Here is a 19,298-nt window from a genome sequence, read left to right as displayed (position 1 = left end):
TTGCGCCACGATTGTTAACAATATTTGCCCTTTATTTTATCGGAGCGATTGGGGAATTTCAGAGCTGACCTTGGAGGCTTTCGAGAATTTTGAGGGCTTGGGTTTGGTTTGTGGCTTGGTTTTGCTGCTCGAAAAGGGAGACAGCTTGGGTCATATCGGCGATCGCCTGTTCGAGATTATCGAGTTTGTAGTGGGTAATGGCGCGGTTGTAGTAGGCTTCGGCGAATTCAGGATTGCCAGTAATGCTAGCGGTGTAGTCCTGGAGGGCGGCAGTGTGATTTTCAAAACGGTTGTGGGCCAGGGCGCGATTGTAGTAGGCCTTGAAATAGTTGGGTCGGAGGGTCAGGGCTGCATTGTAGTCGGCGATCGCCTTGGCATGGTAACCGTTGGCGAGTTCGGTTTGGTTAGCGTTGCGGGCCTGGAGCGCGAGATCGTCGTAGGCGTTGCCCCGGTTAATGAAAAAATCTGGATTGTTATTTTTGAGGATAATCGCTTGGTCACAATCGGCGATCGCCTGTTCGTAGTTGTCGAGCAAATAGGCGGCGTAACAGCGGTTTCCGTAGGCGTCGGCAAATTCGGGCTTGAGCTGGATCGCCTGGCTGTAGTCATCGTAGGCCGCCTGGTATTCCCCCAGGACATGGTAGCTGTAGCCGCGATTGTAGTAGGCGTCGGGGTCGGATTCGTCGAGGTTAATGGCCGCTGAAAATTCGGCGATCGCCTCCTCAAAATTCCCTTGGGTGAGGGCATCGACCCCCGCGTTATACCGTTGGATCGCGTTGGTGGCGTTATTGTTTGTTTCAGGGGCAGTCTGGGACAATCCGGGGGTGCCGGAGCCGAGGAGGAGGACTGTTCCCAAAAGGATCCAAGGGGTGCTGCTGTTCATGGGAATTTTCGTTCGGGGCTGCGCATAGTTACCTAGTTCCATCTTAGAGGGCTATGACAGCGTTAAGTTCCCGTCCTTAAGACTTTGCATTAGTTTGATGATTGGTGGCGATCGCCTAACTTACCGCATTCCCACACATTTGCCATGGTGAATAAGCAAAATTACAATTCGATGTCTTCGTAAATATCGGCTAGGGCCAGATCGCAGTCGATGGAAACAAGGTGAATCACTTCACCAATGGTCGTATATTCCGTGAGGCTCCATTGTTTTGGGCCTTGGCGATGGTAATGCTCCACAAATAACTGCTCCGGTTCGATGAGCAGATAGTCTTGAAACTCTGGGATAGAGCGATAGTAATGGAACTTTTCGCTGCGGTCATAGTTTTTTGTCGCAGGGGAAAGCACTTCGGCAATGAGGCAGGCATTTAAAACGGTATCTTTTCGCCCCTCCTGCAACACCAAGGGCTTGCCAGTGACCATCACATCGGGATAGGTATAAATTTGCTGGGAGGGAATCCAGAGTCGCTGATCAATGTGAAAAACTCGATAGGGACTTTTTTTGAGTCTTAGTTTTAAAGCAATATATAAATTGCCACTAACTTCATTGTGAATAGGTGTCCCACCAGCCATAGGTTTAATCACTCCTTGGATATATTCGTGGCGATCGCTTGCCTGTTCTTCTTGGGCTAAATAGGCTTCGGGGGAAATGGGTTTTGCCAATGTTTGTGGGGTCATGGTTTTTTTACCTGGGACTTTACCGCTTGCCTTGCCTTCAAGCTAACATAAGTTTTTCGCGCAGATTGCCTTAGCGATTAGGATTTGGTGTTGCTTTGGTCGTCGGGTGATTCCTTTGATTTGAAGACTGTCATGATGCCTTTGTCATAGTTGGAGGCGATCGCCAAAAAAGCGCCCCCCAAAATGTAGAAAGGCAAGGGCACAAAAAATCCTTTGATCAGCTGAAAAATTTGCACTGCGATAAACAGGACGACAACACTCGTTAACCAAACTTGCATTTGTTTTTCTCCTCAAATCCCGACAGTCTAGGTAATTTTTAGCGCATCCAGGTTGGCGATCGCCAGAAATCTTGCTCAAGTGGCCCGCAGATCGCGGCGTTGCAAATGTCCCCTCGGAGTATTCAAACTGCCGGGTAAAGTGCCGTGATCAACCACAGTCAGGCGATCCATGTTGTAGGTGGTGTAGCGCAAGTTTGTGCCGCCCCTGGGAATATCAATCATCGTGAGGCTCCGGTAGGGGGAAAGATTGCCTTGAACTAGAGAACGCGGCCCATCTCCTAAAGCACCAGTATGGAGCAGTTCCAATTGCCCCTGGTGAGCCGGATAATAGGCGTGTTGGTGACCGCTGATGTAGGTGTGGACGTTGTATTTTTCGAGCAGAGCCTGGAGGCGATCGCCATCATGGAGATAATTTCCTGGTTCTGAGCGGCTGCCCGAAGCGACAGGATAGAGGGATAAATGCCCTAGGGCGAACCGTAAACGACTCCGTTGGGCTTGGTCACTGGCGAGACTGGCTTCGATCCAAGCCAACTGTGCTGGACTAATGCGGGCGGTGGAAGCATCCCACACTGAGTAAAAAATATCGTTTTGAGTAAAGCTGTAATAGAAAGGGAAATGACGACGGTCAACAAAGTCTAGGGTCGGGGTATGGGTAGGGTTGCGCCAATATTGACTGGCCGCCTGACGATCTGCGGCAAAGGCGTATTGTCCATTGCGCAGGGAGCCGGAAGCGTCGTGGTTCCCTAGGGTGAAGGCGAAGGGAATGTTTGCTTGGCGCAGGGGTTGGGCAACGTATCGTTCAAAGGCTTGCCACATGGCGGCGAGCTGGGCTGGGGTGAGGCTGCTTTTTTGACCTGCGACCATATCGCCCGCACAGAGGACGAGATCCGGTTGCCAATCAGGAATTAAGGCGATCGCCCGTTTCACTTGGGACAGATACTCCGTGGAACCATAGGCGCTGTTCAGGTCGCTAATCACAACCAGGCGCGTCTCTCCTGGGGCTGGGGCATTAAGTGCAGTCGGTGTAGGATTAGCGATCGCCTGAGATTTTGCAATAATCCCACGCGAAATAAGTAAACTCCCTAGGGCCAAGCCCCCATAGGTTAAAAACTGTCGTCGATTCCCGTGCATTGGTTTTAGCCCCGCAAAATTTTCACTTCATCGAGGTTGGCGATCGCCACATCCGCTGTTTCTAGGTGTGCTTGGGTGGCATCTCCCCAACAAATTCCCACGGTGCCCGCGGCCCCTGCCGCCTTGGCCATTTGAATATCCCCTGGGGCATCGCCAATCATTAGGGTTTGACGTGGCTCAGTGCCTAAGGTTGCACAGGCTTGCAAAAATAAGGCTGGATCGGGTTTGAGGCCAAATTCTGCGCCCATTTTTAACTGAATATAGTCTTGCAACTCATAGGTTTCAACGAAGATTTCCACATTGGCGGTGCTGTCCATGGAGAGAATGCCCAGCTTCAACCCAGCATCATGGCAAAATTTCAGCACCTCTAGGCTGCCGGTAAACAGCGGTGATGTGTCGCTGCGATCGCCAAGGATTTCTTCTGCTTCGGCAAAGGCTTTTTTGGCAATGTCAAGGGCCTCAAACCAACTGCGCCCCGTTTCGGCAATGTAGGCAGCGGCGGCGATCGCATTTTCCGGGTGACTACCCACCGCCATTAAGCCCGTCGGGTCGAGCACTCCATCCACCATGCCAAAGGCCATCAGGAGCGGTTCTCCCACCCCAGGAATTTGGGCATCGATCAACCGAGCGCGTTTTTGGGCCAGTTCCCGCAGGTAGTTTTGGGAGTCGGCGAGGGTACCATCTTTATCGAAAATGATCCCCGTAATGTTTTCAAAAAGGCGATCGCCCACTTGCACTGTAATCATCGTAAATGCTGCTAATCCGTTGCCAAAGTCAATAATATTTTAGGTGCCGACGGTGAGCCGATATTTTAAACTGAGCAGACTCAGCCAGAGGGAAGGATATTTTTCCGATAGCCAAGCTTCGGATTTTTCGAGCCACTGGGGCAACCAACCCATCAACAGCAGACTCAACACCGCATCAAAACTAAAGGCAAAGTAAGCACCGACCCAGCGGATAAAGTCCTTCGCCCCAGCCATTTGCCAAATCCACATAATTAAAGCCGGGTTTTGGCGGGCCGCAACCAGGGCCAGCTTATTAAACATCAGCCAACTGGTGCGATCCTTGATAAAGGTCTCAGCCACCTCTGGGGGAGAATCAGCCAACAACCCAAAAAAGGTATTCAACATGGCATTGATCCGTTGGGGGGGTAACTTCATCCCCGTCGGCACCATCATCCCCTTAGAAAAAAGCCAAGTCACCGCAATATTACTTTGGTAGGCACGGATCTTGCTCAAATTCTGCTGGTCGAGGAGATCTTTTTGGAGGGCAATATCCAGCAGTTTCGTCAGACGGTCTAAATTGCGCACGAGGGAACCAAACCCCGTAAAGACCAGCGGAGACTGGAGGGAAGCCGCATCCCCAATGGCGAGGAGTCGATCAAAGGCCACTTGGCGATCGCCTGCGCCCACATTGAAATAACCCGGAATATAACCAAACGTCGCCTTCTCAAAGGTGAGTTGTGCCATGTCACAGCGGCGATACTCTGGCAAAATGCTGAAAAAGTCTTCGTACATTTCCAACAAAGACCCCGGATTCTCCGGGTTTACCTCGTGGTAATGGAACAGATAAATGGTCATCTCGTCCCCTTGACCCGGAAACAATTCCCAAATTAACTGTCTGCCCCGGGAAATATCCCCATGGGAATTTAAAACATCCCCATATTCGCTATCCCACACCGCCGGGTCAAACCCCTTCACCACGGCCCCTACTGTCGGACAAACGCTATCAAAAGGACGTCCCTGGTTCAACTGCGCCGCAATGGGAGAAGCCGTCCCCATCGCATCCATCAGCAGCCGCGCCTGAACAATTTTTTCTTCCCCGGTCGCCAATGATTTCGTGAAAATCTGCGCCCGTTCCCGGCCAATATCTGCCCGGATAAATTCCGTCTGATCCCAAATTTCGCCCCCAGCAGCCCGTAGTTTTTCACCACATTTTTCGAGCAACAGTTCCGAAGCCACGGCAATATTCAGCACCGTCGGCGTGTAAAGAATATTCGCCTTGAGGTGGGGCGGATTATTCCCATCAAAAAACTTGTTAAATCCGTTTTTATATTCACGGGCAACTAAGGTTTCAATTTCTGCTTCATCGAATAAGCCCAGATTAATCAGGCTTTGGAGTTCACTGCGAGAAATATTCCACTCCCGGTTCATCCGCCCAAAGGGCAACCGCTCAATTAGCAACACCTTGTAACCCAGTCGTGCCATAACAGCAGCATGAATCACCCCTAAAGCGCCACCAATGTAAACCAAGTCATATTGGGCGAACTGGGGATCGGCGGGCTGATTTTTTTCAAAAATAACGGGTTGGGGCGCTTGGGGATTTTTCACCGTTTCTCGCCAGCGTTTTTCCCACCAATAGGCCCGCTGCAAGTCAAACTCTCCCTGGGGAAATTTCTGGAAATATTCGACTGTTTTCGGATAATCTGCGGCCAAAGCGTCAAAAATGGATTGGCCTGGTTGAATTTCAGGGGGGGCTGGGTACTGATTGGGGAAAGCCTGTTCTAAATCTGATTTGAGTTGGTGACAGAGACTCTGGGGCTGGGGAAATCCTGACGCCCAGGCAAATACTTTTAAGTAGGTGGTACGCTGCACATTCCAGGTGAAAATCGAGAGTTCGGCCCCATTGGCGACTAGGCGAATGCCTGTGGGGGTCTGCTGCTTTTCTCCGTGTCGGGGTTGCCAACTGGTCTGTAGCCAATGGCAAACTTTGTCAGTGTCGGGGGTAGGGACTTCGAGATAAAGCAGTTCTTCCATGGAAATTACAGATGGGTGAGGGGTGATGTCGCTCTGGATTATCATACCCGCTTTGATTTGCCCAAGGGAGAGGCCTTAGGATCGAGAAAACAGCGTTGGGTTCGTAATTTTTCTTATAAAAACTTAACCTTGTTAAAATAGAATTGATCATTTATTCAAGATAGGAGGGTTCATGGCTAATATCACCTACGTTCCGGCAAATAAGGACGTGATTGCGGCAGATGGTGCAAATTTACGGGAAAAAGCCCTGCAAAATGGCGTAGATTTGTACACTTTCGGCGGAAAATTGATGAATTGCGGTGGTGTTGGCCAATGCGGAACCTGCATTGTCGAGATTCTGGAGGGGATGGAAAACCTGTCGCCCAAGACTGATTTTGAGAAGCGGCGTCTCAAGCGTAAGCCCCCCAGCTATCGCCTTGCTTGCCAAACCTTGGCCCATGGGGATGTTGTTGTAAAAACCAAACCCTAAGGGCAGCCTCTTTGGTTTTTTGTTTAGGAAGATATTCTTTGGGAATCCCCGTGGCGATCGCCCCTGGTAAGGAGCCAGAGGTGATATTCTTGATATCATTGTGATCTAGCTCGATGAAGAGGCGATTATTCAATGCAAGTTAACGATCTCGGTTTCATTGCAACGATTCTTTTTGTACTCGTACCCACCGTTTTTTTGTTGATCCTTTATATCCAGACCAACAAAACGGCTTCCTAAGAAAAACCATTTTAAAAAAACACGATAAAAAACAATGGGGGACAGATCCTTGGCGATCGCCCCCTTTTTTATGGCTGTGAATCGGGTTTCTTTTTAGCTGGCATCAGTCCGAGCTAAGAGCACAGGACAAGGCGCATTGACCCGCACATAGTCCGATAGAGACGTGCCCAGCAAGCGATCCAGGTCAGGCATACTCTTAGCAATGGAAGGACGGCGATCTGGGGAACCTAGGATTAACAAGTCAATGTTTTGGTCTTTGGCGACATTGCAGATCGTGGCCCCAGGGCGACCCCCAACGACTAACGTTTTGTACGCAATGCCCATTTGTTTAGCCCGTTGAATCGCTGGGGCGAGGGCCGGATTCGCGTCCATTTCTGCTTGGGAAAGGGAAAGATTCCCTGGTAAATCAGGGTTAACCCGCAGGAGTAGCAGTTCGCAGCCACCATAGTCCCGCAGCATTTGCAGGGCTAGATCCAAACCATACATCGCCGCATCGGACTTATCGATAGCGACCATAACTTTTTTGACCGTGCGCACATAGATGTCATCCTTAACCAGGAGCATCGGGCGATTGGTGAGCTGGAAGACGTATTGACTCACAGAATTAGCGAGGATCGACTGTAGCCGTTTGAGTCCCCGGGAGCCCATCAAAATTAGGTCGGCATCAATCTCATCGGCGACTTTGCAGACCACGTCTTTAGGGTCCCCTTGGCGCAGGATGGTGTTAACGTTGCCAGGATCGAGCTTGAGGTCTTGGATCGCTTGGGCGAGGAGCTTACCACCGGTTTCGTAGCCTTTTTGTTCGATGTCGGGAGTCAGCTCTTCCTTCACAACATGGAGAATATTAATGCTAGTGTCTTTGAAGGCAGGGAGCTTGAGCAAGTTTTTCAACATATCCTGGACTTGCCCAGTGCCAGAATCAGCGAAGAGAATTTTTCTAATCATGGGACGACTGTTAACGGGGTTTTTCAAATGGGCTTTTATCCCTAGGATCCAGCATACTCCCTTCTGAGGGCGGGAAATTTTAAGGCTTATTACATAATAGAAGTTGATTTTTTTACGGAATTTTCACCACGATGGATTTGATGCGATCGCTGCCCATTGGGTTATATCTGGAGCAGCCCCAAACCTGGCTCCACCGACTAGACCCCCGGGTGAAACTCGCTTGGTTGATGAGTTTTTTGATTGGGCCGATTTTGGCGAACAACCTGTGGCGCTTGGGTTTGGTGGGATTATTAATCGCGATCACCCTAACGGCATTAATTCCCCTGCGGGTCTGGAAACAGCAGATGGGGTTGCTGTTGATTTTTTGTTTGGTGTTGTTTGGGGTGACGTTAATCACTCCCGATGGCTTGGTGCTTGATCATCAGCCCCGTTTACCGGCAGAGGATCTAGATATTCAGCAAAACTACGAATATGTGGTGTGGCAGTTTAAATTTATCTCCGTCACGCGCCTCAAACTCGATTTGGGCATTAAGCTCAGTACACAAATTTTTACGTTGCTCTACAGCACCAATCTCTATCTGTTGACCACGGCAGCGGAAGAAATTACCACGGGTTTAGAGTTTCTCCTGGGGCCGCTACGCCGACTCAAGGTTCCGGTGACAGAAATTTTGCTCACCCTGACCCTCTCACTCCGGTTTATTCCCCTTGTGTTAGAGGAAATTCAGAATTTAACGCGTTCAGTCCGCACAAGGGCGATCGCCTGGAAGACCCTAGGGTTCAAACAGAGTGCTCAACTGTGGCTGATGGTCTCCGAAAAACTCCTCGAAAATCTCCTGATGCGAGCCGAACAAATGGCAACGGCAATGGATATCCGGGGCTTCACCAGTCCAAACCAGCACCTTGTCCGTTGGCATCAACTGCGCTTCCACCGTTGGGATTGGCTGATCCTTGTGTTGCTGCTGCCCTTTTGGTCATTGCGCTTCCTCTGGGGCTAGTTAGTAACGAATCCGTGGGTCGATCAACGCATTCACAATATCAATCACCAGACTGACTACCACCACAATTGCCCCGAAAAACACCATAATCCCCTGGACCGTTGGATAATCCCGCAAGGAAATTGCCTCATAAAGACGGTTGCCTAAACCTGGCCAGGAAAATGTCACTTCCGTTAAAACCGCTCCTCCCAACAAAGCTGCGAAGGTTAAACCCAAGACCGTGATTACCGGAATGAGTGCATTTTTCAGGGCATGGTTCCAGAGAATTTTTCGTTCAGGAATACCCCTGGCCCGTGCCGCTTCGACATAGTCCGATTGCAACGTTTGGCGCAGATTAACCCGCACAATGCGCTCAAAAATACCACTGAGAAGGATTCCCAACGTACAGCAGGGCAACACCAAATAGTACAAAGCTGTTCTGAGTTGCAAAAAACTTCCCGTGAGCAGACTATCGAGGGTATAGAGGCCCGACAAGGTGGGCGGGGGGGGAACATCCAACGGAAAGCGTGTCCCCAGGGGAAACCACCCCAACTGCACCGAAAAAATGAGTTGCACTACCATTCCCATCCAGAACAAAGGCAGTGCGTAGGTGACAATCCCGAATAATCGCCCGCCCACATCAAACCAAGTGCCTTGGCGGGAGGCTGCAATCATCCCCACGCCAGCCCCCACCACTACCGCAACAATCATGCCAAACAAGGTTAATTCTACGGTTGCGGGAAAATGCTGCTGAATCACCTCCCACACCGGTAAGCCGCGACTGGTGAGGGATGTCCCCAAGTCAAATTGCAATAGGTTACCGAGGTAACGGACATACTGTAACCAGAGGGGCAGATTTAAGCCTAGTTGTTCCCGAAGTAGGGCCTTGGTCGCTTCAGGGGCACGGTTGCCGAGGATTGCATCAGCAGGATCGCCTGGGGTGGCCCGGAGTAGCAGAAAGACGACGGTGATAATGGTTAACAACATCAAGGGAGCCAGGAGCAGACGCACCAAGATGTAGTACTGGAGAGCTTTACTGCGGGAAGCCATGGGCAATGGGTGGGGAGAGATAGAACTGGAAAAATTATAGGAAACTGCGGTCGTTCCCCAGAAAAATTATTCTGGGCTAGTGAGGGGAATTAACGTTATGACAGGCGGTAGGGTTGGGGAACTGGGTTACAATACAGTCTCGAAATTTTCTGAAATTTCGGCACAAATTTTTCTCTTTCATCATTGCGATCAGACCTATGGGCAACAGCTTCGGACATTTATTTCGGATTACAACCTACGGTGAATCCCATGGGGGTGGCGTTGGCGTCGTGATTGATGGTTGTCCGCCCCTCGTGGAAATTTCTGAAGCGGAAATCCAGGCGGAATTAGACCGCCGTCGTCCGGGCCAAAGTCGCATTACAACTCCCCGGAACGAAGCCGACCGCTGTGAGATTATGTCTGGGGTCTTTGAGGGAAAAACAACGGGAACCCCCATTTCAATCCTGGTGCGCAATAAAGATCAACGCTCCAAGGATTATTCGGAGATGAAGGAAAAATATCGTCCTTCCCACGCGGATTTTACCTACGATGCGAAGTATGGCATTCGCAACTATGAAGGGGGTGGTCGCTCTTCGGCGAGGGAAACTATCGGTCGGGTAGCAGCAGGGGCGATCGCCAAAAAAATCCTCCAGCAGGTGGCCGGGGTAGAAATTATCGGCTATGTCAAGCGGATCAAAGACTGTGAAGCCGTTGATATTGACCCAAATCAAGTCACCCTCGAACAAGTAGAAAGCAATATTGTTCGTTGTCCCGATGCGGCGGCGGCGGAAAAAATGATTGCCCTGATCGATGAGATTCGCAAGCAAAAGGATTCCATTGGGGGGGTGGTTGAATGTGTGGCCCGCAAGGTGCCCGTCGGTTTGGGGATGCCTGTATTTGATAAGCTCGAGGCAGATTTAGCCAAAGGGGCCATGTCGCTCCCGGCCAGCAAAGGTTTTGAAATTGGTTCTGGCTTTGCGGGCACTTTGCTCACGGGCCAAGAACACAACGATGAATTTACCGTGGATGACCAGGGCCAGATCCGCACTAAAACCAACCGTTCCGGCGGTATCCAAGGGGGCATTTCCAACGGCGAAAACATTGTCCTGCGGGTCGCCTTTAAACCCACTGCAACCATTGGGAAAGAACAACAGACAGCGACGCGAGCCGGTGAAGAAGCAACCCTCGCCGCGAAAGGCCGCCATGATCCCTGCGTGTTACCCCGTGCCGTACCGATGGTGGAAGCGATGGTCGCCCTCGTGCTGTGTGATCATCTCTTGCGGCACCAAGGGCAGTGTCGCACACTCAGCTAACGAAACCACAAGAGCCAAATGGGCAGTGTTCCCAACAAAAGTAGGGTGCCAGTGGCCAGAGAACTAACGGCTAACTGGCGATCGAGGGCATAGGTTTCGCTGACGATCAGGGTGGCAAAGGCGGGCGGCATCGCGATCTGCAACACCAACACTAGACAAATAACGTTGGGCAGATTAAAAAAGGGCAAGATCAAGCCGAACAGGAACGGGGCGATCGCCATTTTGATCAAAAGACTACTGCGCACTGGCGGTATTTCTTGGCCCGGTTCCAATTCCCCTAGGCGCATCCCGATCAAGATGATCGCCAAACCAATGACTACCCAGGAAGCGATTTCTAAACTCCATTCCAAAGGTTCCGGAAAAACGAGCGGCTTACAGGCCAACCCCAACACCAAACTCCAGAGGGAAGGGTTGATGCCCACCTGGGTACCCATATTTTTCAGGCGCGTCCCCCAAGTTTGATTTTCCCCCTGGCCGTAGTAGGTGGCCACCATCACCCCGACCCCATAGCCCCACAACAGACTGCCCAGTAAGTCGTAGAACAAAGCCCAGGCAAAGGTTTCTGGCCCGGCGATCGCCAAACTGATCGGATAGCCCAGATAGCCCGTATTCCCAATGCTCGAAACCAACAGAAAACTGCCCTGGGAGGGGAGCGATAAATCGGGGGTACGGTAGCGCAACCAGAGCCAAGCCACCCCAAAACAGAGTCCCATTGCCAACCAAGCAACGACCGGCGCAAACCAGAGAGTGCCTGTCAAATCCACCTGGCGCACAAAGCCAAACACACTCAAGGGAATGCCAAACCAAAATAGACCTTTGCCCAGATTGCGCCCCAGGGATGCGGGGAGATATTTCCCCAGGAGCCAACCGCCCCCAATGCCGAGCCCCAACTTGCCGTAGATGAGCGCCAATTGCAGCAGCAATTCTGCCATAGAGTCCCTAACCTTTGATCCTTGTTTGAGCCTAACACCAGATGATGATTTTGCCGGAGAACTTCCCCATTGCGAAGAAAGCAACATAAGATAGAACCACAAAATATTTAGGGAGTGCAGCGGTAGGAATTGAGCGTGTCCGAAGAATTTGATGACCTCTCTGTCCTGGATGACATTGATATTCCTGAGGTCGTGCGGGACGAAGATCCAGAACAAAGCGAAAAAACCACGGGATCTAACCCCAAGCAACGCCTCTTGTTGGGGTTGGGGGGAATCCTCATTGTCGGGTTTGGGGCGATCGCCTCACGCCAGTTTTTCCAGGCCACCCCAGATCCCGCTGCTCCAGAGGATCTTGCCAGCGATGTTTCTCCGTCCGAATCAGGCAGCAATGATACCGCAACCAGCGAACAAATTCTCGGTCATTTTCCCTACCCCGAAGCCGAGGTCAGTGAACTGGTCGCCGTGAGTGCCGATGGTCGCCTCAAATTACGCCCCGCCGCCGCCGAAAAGTTTCTCCAAATGCAGGCCGATGCCAGACAAGCCGGGATCAACTTAGCCTTACTCTCGGCCTTTCGCACCATCGAAGAGCAACAATATTTATTTTTTGACATTAAAGAGCAGCGCGCCCAGGACACTACCAAACGGGCCGAGGTGAGTGCGCCCCCCCGCTACAGTGAGCACCATACGGGCTATGCCATTGATCTAGGGGATGGAAATTTGCCAGCGACCCACCTCCAGGAAAACTTTGAAAATACAGCGGCGTTTCAGTGGCTCCAAAATAATGCCGCCCGTTATAGTTTTGAGTTGTCTTTCCCGCGAGATAATCCCCAGGGCATCGCCTACGAGCCTTGGCATTGGCGCTTTGTGGGGGATCAAGATAGTCTGGAAACGTTTTACAAATCCCGCAATTTGAATCCGTAGCCCTTTTCTTGGGAAACGATTGGGAGAGAAAAAGGTGATGTGCGCATATTCTCAGAGGAACATTAGATCATGGTAGAAACCCTCGATCAACAGCGTTGGTGGGTACAACGGTGGCTAGAATTACTGGATTCTTACCGCTTTAAAAAACGCCTCGAACGGGCGCGTATCTATGCCAAAGCGGGCAATGTGTTGCAAATTGATTTCGTCGAAGCCCAGGCGATCGCCCTCGTGCAGGGGAGCGAACCAGAACCCTACCGCGTTTCTCTGAAACTAGACCCCTTTAGTGACGAAGCTTGGGGCTATGTGGTGGAAAGTTTAGCCCAAAAAGCGCTCTTTTCGGCCCAACTGCTAGCCGGGGAAATGCCGGCGGCCATTGAGCAGGTCTTCACGGCAAATGGTTTGAATTTGTTTCCCTTTACCCTGGCAGATATCCACTCCCGCTGTACTTGCCCCGATAAAGCCAACCCCTGTAAGCACATTGGCGCGGTTTATTATCAACTCGGCGATCGCTTTAACGAAGATCCCTTTGTGATTTTTCAACTGCGGGGCCGCACCAAGCAACAAATCCTAGATGCACTCCGGGACTACCGACGGCAACATTTCGCCACGGCAACTGCGACCAATTTACCCAGCCATGACCAGGCTGAACTTGAGACAGTCCAACCGCAACAGGCATCTGAAACCATCGATGTCAAACAGTTCTGGCAATATGACCATCCCCTCGATCCAGATTTGGTTGTGATTACGCCGCCCACCGATGGCACCACGAGCCTCGATCTTTTGGGGGCGATCGCCCTCAATCCAGAGGATGCCCAAGCTTTCCAAAGTTACCTCAATTATGTCTATGGCATGGCCAGTCAAAAGGGGTTAATGCAGGCTTTACAGGGGTTGAATGCGAGCGAATCAGCCTAAATCCAGAAAAATTCGCTAAAATCAAAAGCCGATTGCCTTGAAATACAGCAAAAAGGTCACAATCGATCTGTTTTTTTAGTGGTTTTGCCTGGAGTGTATTGAAATTATGTGGATTATTCCCTTTGTGATTGGTTGTGGTGTTGGTGCGGGGGCGTTTTACCTCGTCAAAAAAGATGACCTGAATCGGCTGGGCACTTTAGAAACGGAACTGAGTCAACTGCGACGGGATCTACAAACCAGCGAAACCAACCACGAGCAACGGTTGCGAGAGGCGATCGCCACCTTACAGCAAGAGTATCAAGGCAAAATTGCCACCCTGGAAGCGCAACTTGCCGCCACAAAAAATCCGGCCCCGGCAGAAACAGCAAGCCCGAAGGATTACACCATCCCGGATACCCTAGAACCGCCGATCCTGGCCGCCACCATCCAACCCCGCACCGACTCTACCCCCGTCTTGGTGAGTAGCCCCAGTGGTAAACCCTGCATTCCGCCAATTCTCGCCCAAGGGGTGACGTTTCAAACCGTCGCAGCGGCGATCGCCTCCTTTGAACCCCCAATTCTCGCTGCCGAAATTCACTGTCGCCCTGAAACCTCAAGCCCCAGCCTCGCCACCCCCAGCGGCAAACCCTGCATTCCGCCGATTCTTGCCCAAGCCTAAACCAATTTCCCCTTGGGGAGATGCCATAGGATAGAGAGATCTCTTCCCTGGAGAAAGGTCGCAAATAAAAAACTGACTTCCCAGGGAAAATATCTAAGCGGCTTGGAAAATAGACCAGAATTGGGCGATCTCAATTTGAAACTGAGAAAATAAATATCCCCCCAAGGCAAAACTCCCCAGGCCCATCCCACTGAGAATGAGGAACACCTGCCACACCCGATAACCGCGAATCTGTAAATCTAAGTGACACAAAATCCCCGCTGAAAGCAACACAAAAAAGCGGACAAATTGCTCGAGCCAACAAATAATCAAGACCGCCGCAAAGGCCCAGGCTAAGACCGATGTAAAGGCCTTGGCATCGGAGCGCAACCAAGTCCCAAATAACAATTGCATGATTCGTAGAGGAGCCACTAAGACCACCATCAAAAGCAGCACAAGTCCCCCGCCAAATCCCCAGGCCATCTTAAAGGCGATCGCCTGATCAATAGGCCAGAAAAACCATGTCTGATGCCCTAAGAGCCATGCCTGCCACGCGGGAATCATTTCCCCCACCAGCCAACCAAACACCCCATAGGCCAAACAAAAAAGTCCCAAGGAAATCCAAGGAAAACCATAATTTTGGGTTCGTGATGCTGTCATCTCTATTCTTTACCCACGGACAAATCCTGTTACTTGCTAGGATACCCAACAACCATCCTTCCCTGGGGAAGGTGGCTGAAAGCCGGAGGGTGCCATTCTCCCCTTGAGGGGAGTTAGAGGGGTGGCCCTTGAAGGGAGCAGAGGGATGACCCTTGAGGGGAGTTAGAGGGGTGGCTCGAAAGCAATAAAAAATCAGGGTGCGCAAACAACCCTGATCCCCGACGGAATAATTGAATTGAATTAGACCGCAATCCCAGAACTCAACCCTAGGACATTGCTTGGGTAATGAAGTCAAAATAAGGAGCAGCAATTCTTGCTTCCTCTGAATCAAGCACACCAAGGGCGGCATCCTTGAGGCAGCGAATCGCATCAACCATCCCAGGCACCGGTACACCGAGGGCGTTGTACATTTCCTTCACCCCGATTAAACCAATCCTTTCAATGGGATCTTTGTCGCCAGCGAGGATACCGTAAGTCACCAGACGTAGGTACCAACCGTAGTCCCGCAGACATTGGTTATATTGCTTCGTGGTGGCTGCATTCCCGCCCGAGGTTCGATATTCTGGGTGAATGCTAAACAGTTGCTTTTGGGCTTGGTCAACGATTTTCTTTTCGTTGTCGGCAAGGGCCTCCGCAATGCGGATCCGTACCGCCCCAGTGGCTAAAAAGTTTTTAATCCCCGAGAGTTCACCGCTGCTGGGATAGCGGAGTTCGTCATCGGCTCTCAGGATAACTTGACTAACGACGCTCATATTATTGCTGTTTTAATAAATGGATTCTTGCTTAGTTTAATAGCTTAGACTATTGTCTCACAAGGCATTCGGGCTTTAATGATTGCCCGATAATTTTAAGAAACGTAAACTCTCTCAGGGAAAGTTCTTCCCCAGTATAGGGGTAAATTGCCATTGGCATCGTCTCTTGGACGGTTTGTTCTAGGCCCAACGGATGAGCCGGGGTTCGGTAGCATCATCTAGGTGACGGTGGTGGGGAAGAATACGTAGGGCCATGCCTTGGTAGCCACTTTTTTTGTATTGCACGACGCCTTGGTAGATTGCTTTTTGGTCGGTGGTCAGGCCCTGGAAGGTCATAGGGTAACTTTCGCCGTTAATGAGTTCGTCCTGGTCATTGATGGTGCCGAGGTAAATTTGCACGGCCAGATCGTCTGGGGTCAGGGCCGCGAGATCGAGAATTGCTTTGACATGGACGGGCTGTTGAATGTCGATTTCGGCGGACTCCCCGACATCAAAGGCTTCGACGCGGATATTGTACCAGGCCTTAAAGAGTTGGGATTTCCAATCGGCGAGTTCTTGGACGGCTTGGTAGCGATTGTCGCTGAGTTCAAAATGGCGATCGCTCAATTTAAAATAAGCCTTCTGGGCATAGTCCCGGAGCATCCGCGACGTATTAAACATGGGGCAATTGAGGCGAATGGCCTCCTTCATTTTATTGACCCAGCCTTCGGGGACATCGAAACTGTTGCGCGTATAGAACAGCGGCACAATTTCTTTTTCTAGCAGTTCATACAGGGCACTGGCTTCTACCCGGTCTTGGTAATCTTGATCATCGTAAATTTCCCCGTGGCCGATCGCCCAACCGGTGCGGGTATAGTCGGCCTCATCCCACCAGCCATCAAGGACGCTTAAATTCGGCAAGCCATTCATCGCCGCTTTCATCCCGGAAGTGCCAGAGGCTTCCCGGGGTCGTCGGGGGGTATTGAGCCACACATCGCACCCGGCAACCATTTTGCGGGCAATGTGGATATTGTAGTTGGGTAAAAAGACAACGTAATCTTCGAGGCCTTCTTCCTGGACGGTATGGATGATGTTGCGGATCAGCTCTTTCCCCGGAATATCCTTTGGGTGTGCTTTCCCGGCGATGACAAATTGCACCTGACGCTCTGGATTGCCGAGGATAATTTTTTTAATGCGTTCAATGTCATACAAAAAGAGGTTAGCCCGTTTGTAGGTGGCAAAACGGCGGGCAAAGCCGATGGTCAGGAGGTTGGGTTTGAGCACCTGGCGGGCTTTGGCGATCGCCGCTTCAGTGGCTCCTTGTTTTTGCAGTTGCTTGGCGAGGTGCTGCCGAATATAGACAACCAAATCGGAGCGTTGACGCTCGTGGTTACGCCACAGTTCTTCGTTGGGAATGGTGCTCACTTTTTCCCAGATATGGCTTTCGGCGGGGGCTTCATCCCAGGTGGGGGCCAGGTAGCGGTCGTAGAGATCTTGGGTGGCGGGGGCGGTGACGCTGCGGGCATGGACACCATTCGTGATCGAAGTAATCCCGACTTCGTCGCGGGGAAAATCAGGCCATAAGCTATGGAACATTTCCCGGGAAACTTGGCCATGGAGTTGACTCACACCATTGATAAAAGCACTGTGTTTGAGGGCAAAGATCGCCATATTAAAGGGCGCTTCTAGATCTCCAGTATTTTCTCGCCCAAGGCCCAGGAAGCGGTCTGGGGAGAGGCCAAATTTTTCGGCATAGTGGCCCACATAATGGAGGGTTTGCTCCGGGGAAAAAAGATCGAAACCAGCAGAAACCGGGGTGTGGGTCGTAAACATTTGGGTCGAGAGGGCAAACTGTTGGGCATGGCGGAAGGTTAAGCCCTGCTCTTGCATGAGTTTGCGGATGCGCTCCAGGATCAAAAAGGCGCTGTGGCCTTCGTTCATGTGGTAGACCGTCGGTTTGTAGCCTAGTTTTTCGAGCATGCGCACGCCACCGATGCCTAGGAGGATCTCTTGGTGGAGCCGGAGATCGCGATCGCCTCCATACAGTTCATCGGTAATGTCGTGGTCGTAGGGGTTGGTATTCTGCTCAATGTTGGTATCTAACATATAGAGGGGCACCGTCCCCACATCGATGCGCCAAACCCGTGCATAGATCATCCGCCCCGGAAATTCCACCTCAATGATCAGTTCATTTCCCTGGTCATCTTTTTCTAAATGGAGGGGCATATTGTAGAAATCATTGATCGGATATTCTTCCTGTTGCCAGCCGTCATGGTTGAGATACTGGGCGAAATAGCCCTCCTGGTACAGTAAACCAACGGCCACTAGGGGTAAACCGAGATCACTGGCGGATTTGAGGTGATCCCCCGCAAGAATCCCCAATCCCCCGGAATAAATCGGCAGGCAGTAGCTGAGGCCATACTCCGCACAGAAATAGGCATAGCATTCTTTCCCTTTGGTTTCGCCCCGTGCTTTGTGGTACCAAGTGTGTTGTTGGAGGTAGTCATCGAGCTGTTCAATGGCCCGTTCCATATGGGCGATAAAACCGTCATCCTTGGCTAGTTCATCGAGGCGGGCTTGGTCAACGCGACCCAACATCGCCACCGGATTGTGGCTCGTCTGCTGCCATAGGTCTGGATCGAGGCGAACAAAGAGACTTTTTGCGGCGACATTCCAATCCCAGTGGATGTTATGGGCGAGGCGGCGTAGGGGTTCCAGGACAGGGGGTAAAACGGCTTTGACCTGAAACTTGTGGGTCGGTTTCATGGGAAAAATCCTTCAACGGACAACGGGATAATCTGTCTTTAATAAATAGCGAATTCCCTTTGATTTTCTGGCGATCGCCCCTGGGGAATTTATAAATCGATAGAACTCCACACATTTCTTCTGAAAGCCCAAGGAACCGGGGAAATACTAAAAAATCCCGCCAATCGTAGGGAGTTGCGGGAAATACAGGGGAATATATTTAGTTGATTTTGGTACGGAGAGAGAGGGATTCGAACCCTCGGAGCCGCGTACACGACTCGGCACATTAGCAATGTGCTGCTTTCGACCACTCAGCCATCTCTCCTGGCGTGACGATAAATGATTGTAGCAGACCTCCCTAAAAAAAGCTAACCTAAAGTCAGCAATTGTGAAAACGGCGAAATTATGGGTCTTTTTAGCGAAGTTGGGCAGTTTTTTGAGACGCGATTAGAGGAATTTCTCAAGGCACATCCCCAGTTAGAACTCCAGGCGATCGCCGAGCAACTCCAAGAACAAGAACGGGAAGCCAACCGCCTCACCCAGGATCTACAACGGCAACTGACCCAGGTGGAGCAACAGATCGCCCAGGTGGCCCAGGATATCCAACATTGGCACCAGCGGGTACAACAGGCCGAAGCAGGTCGGAGACCGGATCTCGCCAGTGCGGCCAAAGCTAGGGAAGCGGCTCTCCTCCGCCAGGGGAATCAACTCTGGGGCAAGATGCAAGGCACTAAAAAACGCATTGAACAGGCCCAGTCTCTTTTGGTGCAGCTCCAGCAGAAACGCCAGGAAGTGAAGCAAAAAATGGATGAACTGCAAGCGTCTCAAAAGGTGGAGGATGCCTACACCAGCAGCTGGGAAAACTTTAGTAGCACCAGTGGCGATCGCCAAACCTACAACAGTGCCACTGATCCCCTCGAAGCCCAGTTCCAAAAGTGGGAAATGGACGAACAAATTCGGCAAATGAAGCAAAAAATGGGTCGCTAGTTTTTCGCCAAGCCACTCAGCTTA

General features: G+C 51.2%; 20 protein-coding genes and 1 tRNA gene. 8 read left to right on the top strand and 13 right to left on the bottom strand.

Annotation, left to right across the window (positions count from 1 at the left end):
- Positions 1 to 58: 58 nt before the first annotated feature.
- The 6 genes from AWQ23_RS10795 to AWQ23_RS10770 all read right to left on the bottom strand — a co-directional run bounded on the left by AWQ23_RS10795 (position 59) and on the right by AWQ23_RS10770 (position 5,782).
- Positions 59 to 883 (bottom strand): tetratricopeptide repeat protein, encoded by an 825-nt coding sequence (locus AWQ23_RS10795; RefSeq protein WP_232308896.1) that lies wholly within the window; start codon positions 881 to 883, stop codon positions 59 to 61.
- Between the two features lie 161 nt (positions 884 to 1,044).
- Positions 1,045 to 1,617: a Uma2 family endonuclease gene (locus AWQ23_RS10790; protein WP_062435282.1), complete on the bottom strand. Its 573-nt coding sequence runs from the start codon at positions 1,615 to 1,617 to the stop codon at positions 1,045 to 1,047.
- 77 nt (positions 1,618 to 1,694) lie between these two features.
- Positions 1,695 to 1,895, bottom strand: coding sequence for a hypothetical protein (locus tag AWQ23_RS10785; RefSeq protein WP_012307757.1), 201 nt, complete (start codon positions 1,893 to 1,895; stop codon positions 1,695 to 1,697).
- Positions 1,896 to 1,970: 75 nt separating this feature from the next.
- The gene (locus AWQ23_RS10780) at positions 1,971 to 3,026 is read right to left on the bottom strand and encodes a metallophosphoesterase (protein ID WP_062435279.1); all 1,056 of its coding nucleotides are present in this window, start codon (positions 3,024 to 3,026) and stop codon (positions 1,971 to 1,973) included.
- A 5-nt stretch (positions 3,027 to 3,031) separates the two neighbouring features.
- Positions 3,032 to 3,772 carry an HAD family hydrolase gene (locus AWQ23_RS10775; protein WP_062435276.1) on the bottom strand — a complete coding sequence of 247 codons (741 nt, stop codon included), beginning with the start codon at positions 3,770 to 3,772 and terminating at the stop codon, positions 3,032 to 3,034.
- 39 nt (positions 3,773 to 3,811) lie between these two features.
- On the bottom strand, positions 3,812 to 5,782 hold the full coding sequence (locus tag AWQ23_RS10770; protein WP_062435273.1) for a hypothetical protein: 1,971 nt from the start codon (positions 5,780 to 5,782) through the stop codon (positions 3,812 to 3,814).
- A gap of 172 nt (positions 5,783 to 5,954) precedes the next feature.
- Here AWQ23_RS10770 and AWQ23_RS10765 point away from each other — a divergent pair, with 172 nt between their 5' ends.
- Together AWQ23_RS10765 and psbM are read left to right on the top strand one after the other, a co-directional pair.
- Positions 5,955 to 6,251 carry a 2Fe-2S iron-sulfur cluster-binding protein gene (locus tag AWQ23_RS10765; protein WP_012307752.1) on the top strand — a complete coding sequence of 99 codons (297 nt, stop codon included), beginning with the start codon at positions 5,955 to 5,957 and terminating at the stop codon, positions 6,249 to 6,251.
- Positions 6,252 to 6,383: 132 nt separating this feature from the next.
- Positions 6,384 to 6,488 carry a photosystem II reaction center protein PsbM gene (gene psbM / locus AWQ23_RS10760; RefSeq protein ID WP_012307751.1) on the top strand — a complete coding sequence of 35 codons (105 nt, stop codon included), beginning with the start codon at positions 6,384 to 6,386 and terminating at the stop codon, positions 6,486 to 6,488.
- A gap of 93 nt (positions 6,489 to 6,581) precedes the next feature.
- On the opposite strand, the gene AWQ23_RS10755 is transcribed toward psbM, so the two are convergent.
- A complete protein-coding gene (locus tag AWQ23_RS10755) occupies positions 6,582 to 7,433 on the bottom strand; it encodes a universal stress protein (protein WP_012307750.1) in 852 nt (283 codons plus the stop codon).
- Positions 7,434 to 7,564: 131 nt separating this feature from the next.
- Here AWQ23_RS10755 and AWQ23_RS10750 point away from each other — a divergent pair, with 131 nt between their 5' ends.
- On the top strand, positions 7,565 to 8,428 hold the full coding sequence (locus AWQ23_RS10750; RefSeq protein ID WP_041443581.1) for an energy-coupling factor transporter transmembrane protein EcfT: 864 nt from the start codon (positions 7,565 to 7,567) through the stop codon (positions 8,426 to 8,428).
- On the opposite strand, the gene AWQ23_RS10745 is transcribed toward AWQ23_RS10750, so the two are convergent.
- Positions 8,429 to 9,457, bottom strand: coding sequence for an ABC transporter permease (locus AWQ23_RS10745; RefSeq protein WP_062435270.1), 1,029 nt, complete (start codon positions 9,455 to 9,457; stop codon positions 8,429 to 8,431).
- Between the two features lie 197 nt (positions 9,458 to 9,654).
- On the opposite strand from AWQ23_RS10745, the gene aroC reads away from it, so the two are divergent.
- Entirely contained in the window at positions 9,655 to 10,749 is a 1,095-nt protein-coding gene (aroC, locus tag AWQ23_RS10740; protein ID WP_062435267.1) for a chorismate synthase, read from the top strand.
- Here the strand turns inward: aroC and AWQ23_RS10735 are convergent.
- Positions 10,746 to 11,681, bottom strand: a complete 936-nt coding sequence (locus AWQ23_RS10735) for an AEC family transporter (protein ID WP_065716821.1) — start codon at positions 11,679 to 11,681, stop codon at positions 10,746 to 10,748. The two genes, aroC and AWQ23_RS10735, sit on opposite strands and share 4 nt — an antisense overlap.
- 135 nt (positions 11,682 to 11,816) lie before the next feature.
- Here AWQ23_RS10735 and AWQ23_RS10730 point away from each other — a divergent pair, with 135 nt between their 5' ends.
- From AWQ23_RS10730 to AWQ23_RS10720, 3 genes are all read left to right on the top strand, one after another.
- On the top strand, positions 11,817 to 12,602 hold the full coding sequence (locus tag AWQ23_RS10730) for a D-alanyl-D-alanine carboxypeptidase family protein (RefSeq protein ID WP_198158643.1): 786 nt from the start codon (positions 11,817 to 11,819) through the stop codon (positions 12,600 to 12,602).
- A 69-nt stretch (positions 12,603 to 12,671) separates the two neighbouring features.
- Positions 12,672 to 13,514, top strand: a complete 843-nt coding sequence (locus tag AWQ23_RS10725) for an SWIM zinc finger family protein (RefSeq protein ID WP_062435261.1) — start codon at positions 12,672 to 12,674, stop codon at positions 13,512 to 13,514.
- A gap of 106 nt (positions 13,515 to 13,620) precedes the next feature.
- On the top strand, positions 13,621 to 14,172 hold the full coding sequence (locus AWQ23_RS10720; RefSeq protein WP_062435259.1) for a hypothetical protein: 552 nt from the start codon (positions 13,621 to 13,623) through the stop codon (positions 14,170 to 14,172).
- Between the two features lie 93 nt (positions 14,173 to 14,265).
- Here AWQ23_RS10720 and AWQ23_RS10715 read toward each other — a convergent pair whose 3' ends face one another.
- From AWQ23_RS10715 to AWQ23_RS10700, 4 genes are all read right to left on the bottom strand, one after another.
- Positions 14,266 to 14,811 carry a hypothetical protein gene (locus AWQ23_RS10715; protein WP_062435256.1) on the bottom strand — a complete coding sequence of 182 codons (546 nt, stop codon included), beginning with the start codon at positions 14,809 to 14,811 and terminating at the stop codon, positions 14,266 to 14,268.
- A gap of 266 nt (positions 14,812 to 15,077) precedes the next feature.
- Positions 15,078 to 15,563 carry an allophycocyanin subunit alpha-B gene (apcD, locus tag AWQ23_RS10710; protein WP_012307741.1) on the bottom strand — a complete coding sequence of 162 codons (486 nt, stop codon included), beginning with the start codon at positions 15,561 to 15,563 and terminating at the stop codon, positions 15,078 to 15,080.
- 180 nt (positions 15,564 to 15,743) lie between these two features.
- Positions 15,744 to 18,308 carry an alpha-glucan family phosphorylase gene (gene glgP / locus AWQ23_RS10705; protein ID WP_062435243.1) on the bottom strand — a complete coding sequence of 855 codons (2,565 nt, stop codon included), beginning with the start codon at positions 18,306 to 18,308 and terminating at the stop codon, positions 15,744 to 15,746.
- 215 nt (positions 18,309 to 18,523) lie between these two features.
- Positions 18,524 to 18,612, bottom strand: a tRNA-Ser gene (locus AWQ23_RS10700).
- 80 nt (positions 18,613 to 18,692) lie between these two features.
- Here AWQ23_RS10700 and AWQ23_RS10695 point away from each other — a divergent pair.
- Positions 18,693 to 19,274 carry a TIGR04376 family protein gene (locus tag AWQ23_RS10695; RefSeq protein ID WP_062435241.1) on the top strand — a complete coding sequence of 194 codons (582 nt, stop codon included), beginning with the start codon at positions 18,693 to 18,695 and terminating at the stop codon, positions 19,272 to 19,274.
- Positions 19,275 to 19,298: the final 24 nt, after the last annotated feature.

Source organism: Picosynechococcus sp. PCC 73109 (genome assembly GCF_001521855.1).
Taxonomy (GTDB): domain Bacteria; phylum Cyanobacteriota; class Cyanobacteriia; order Cyanobacteriales; family MRBY01; genus MRBY01.
The sequence above is the reverse complement of the archived record's forward strand: the minus strand, read 5'-3'. Positions and strand labels throughout refer to the sequence as shown.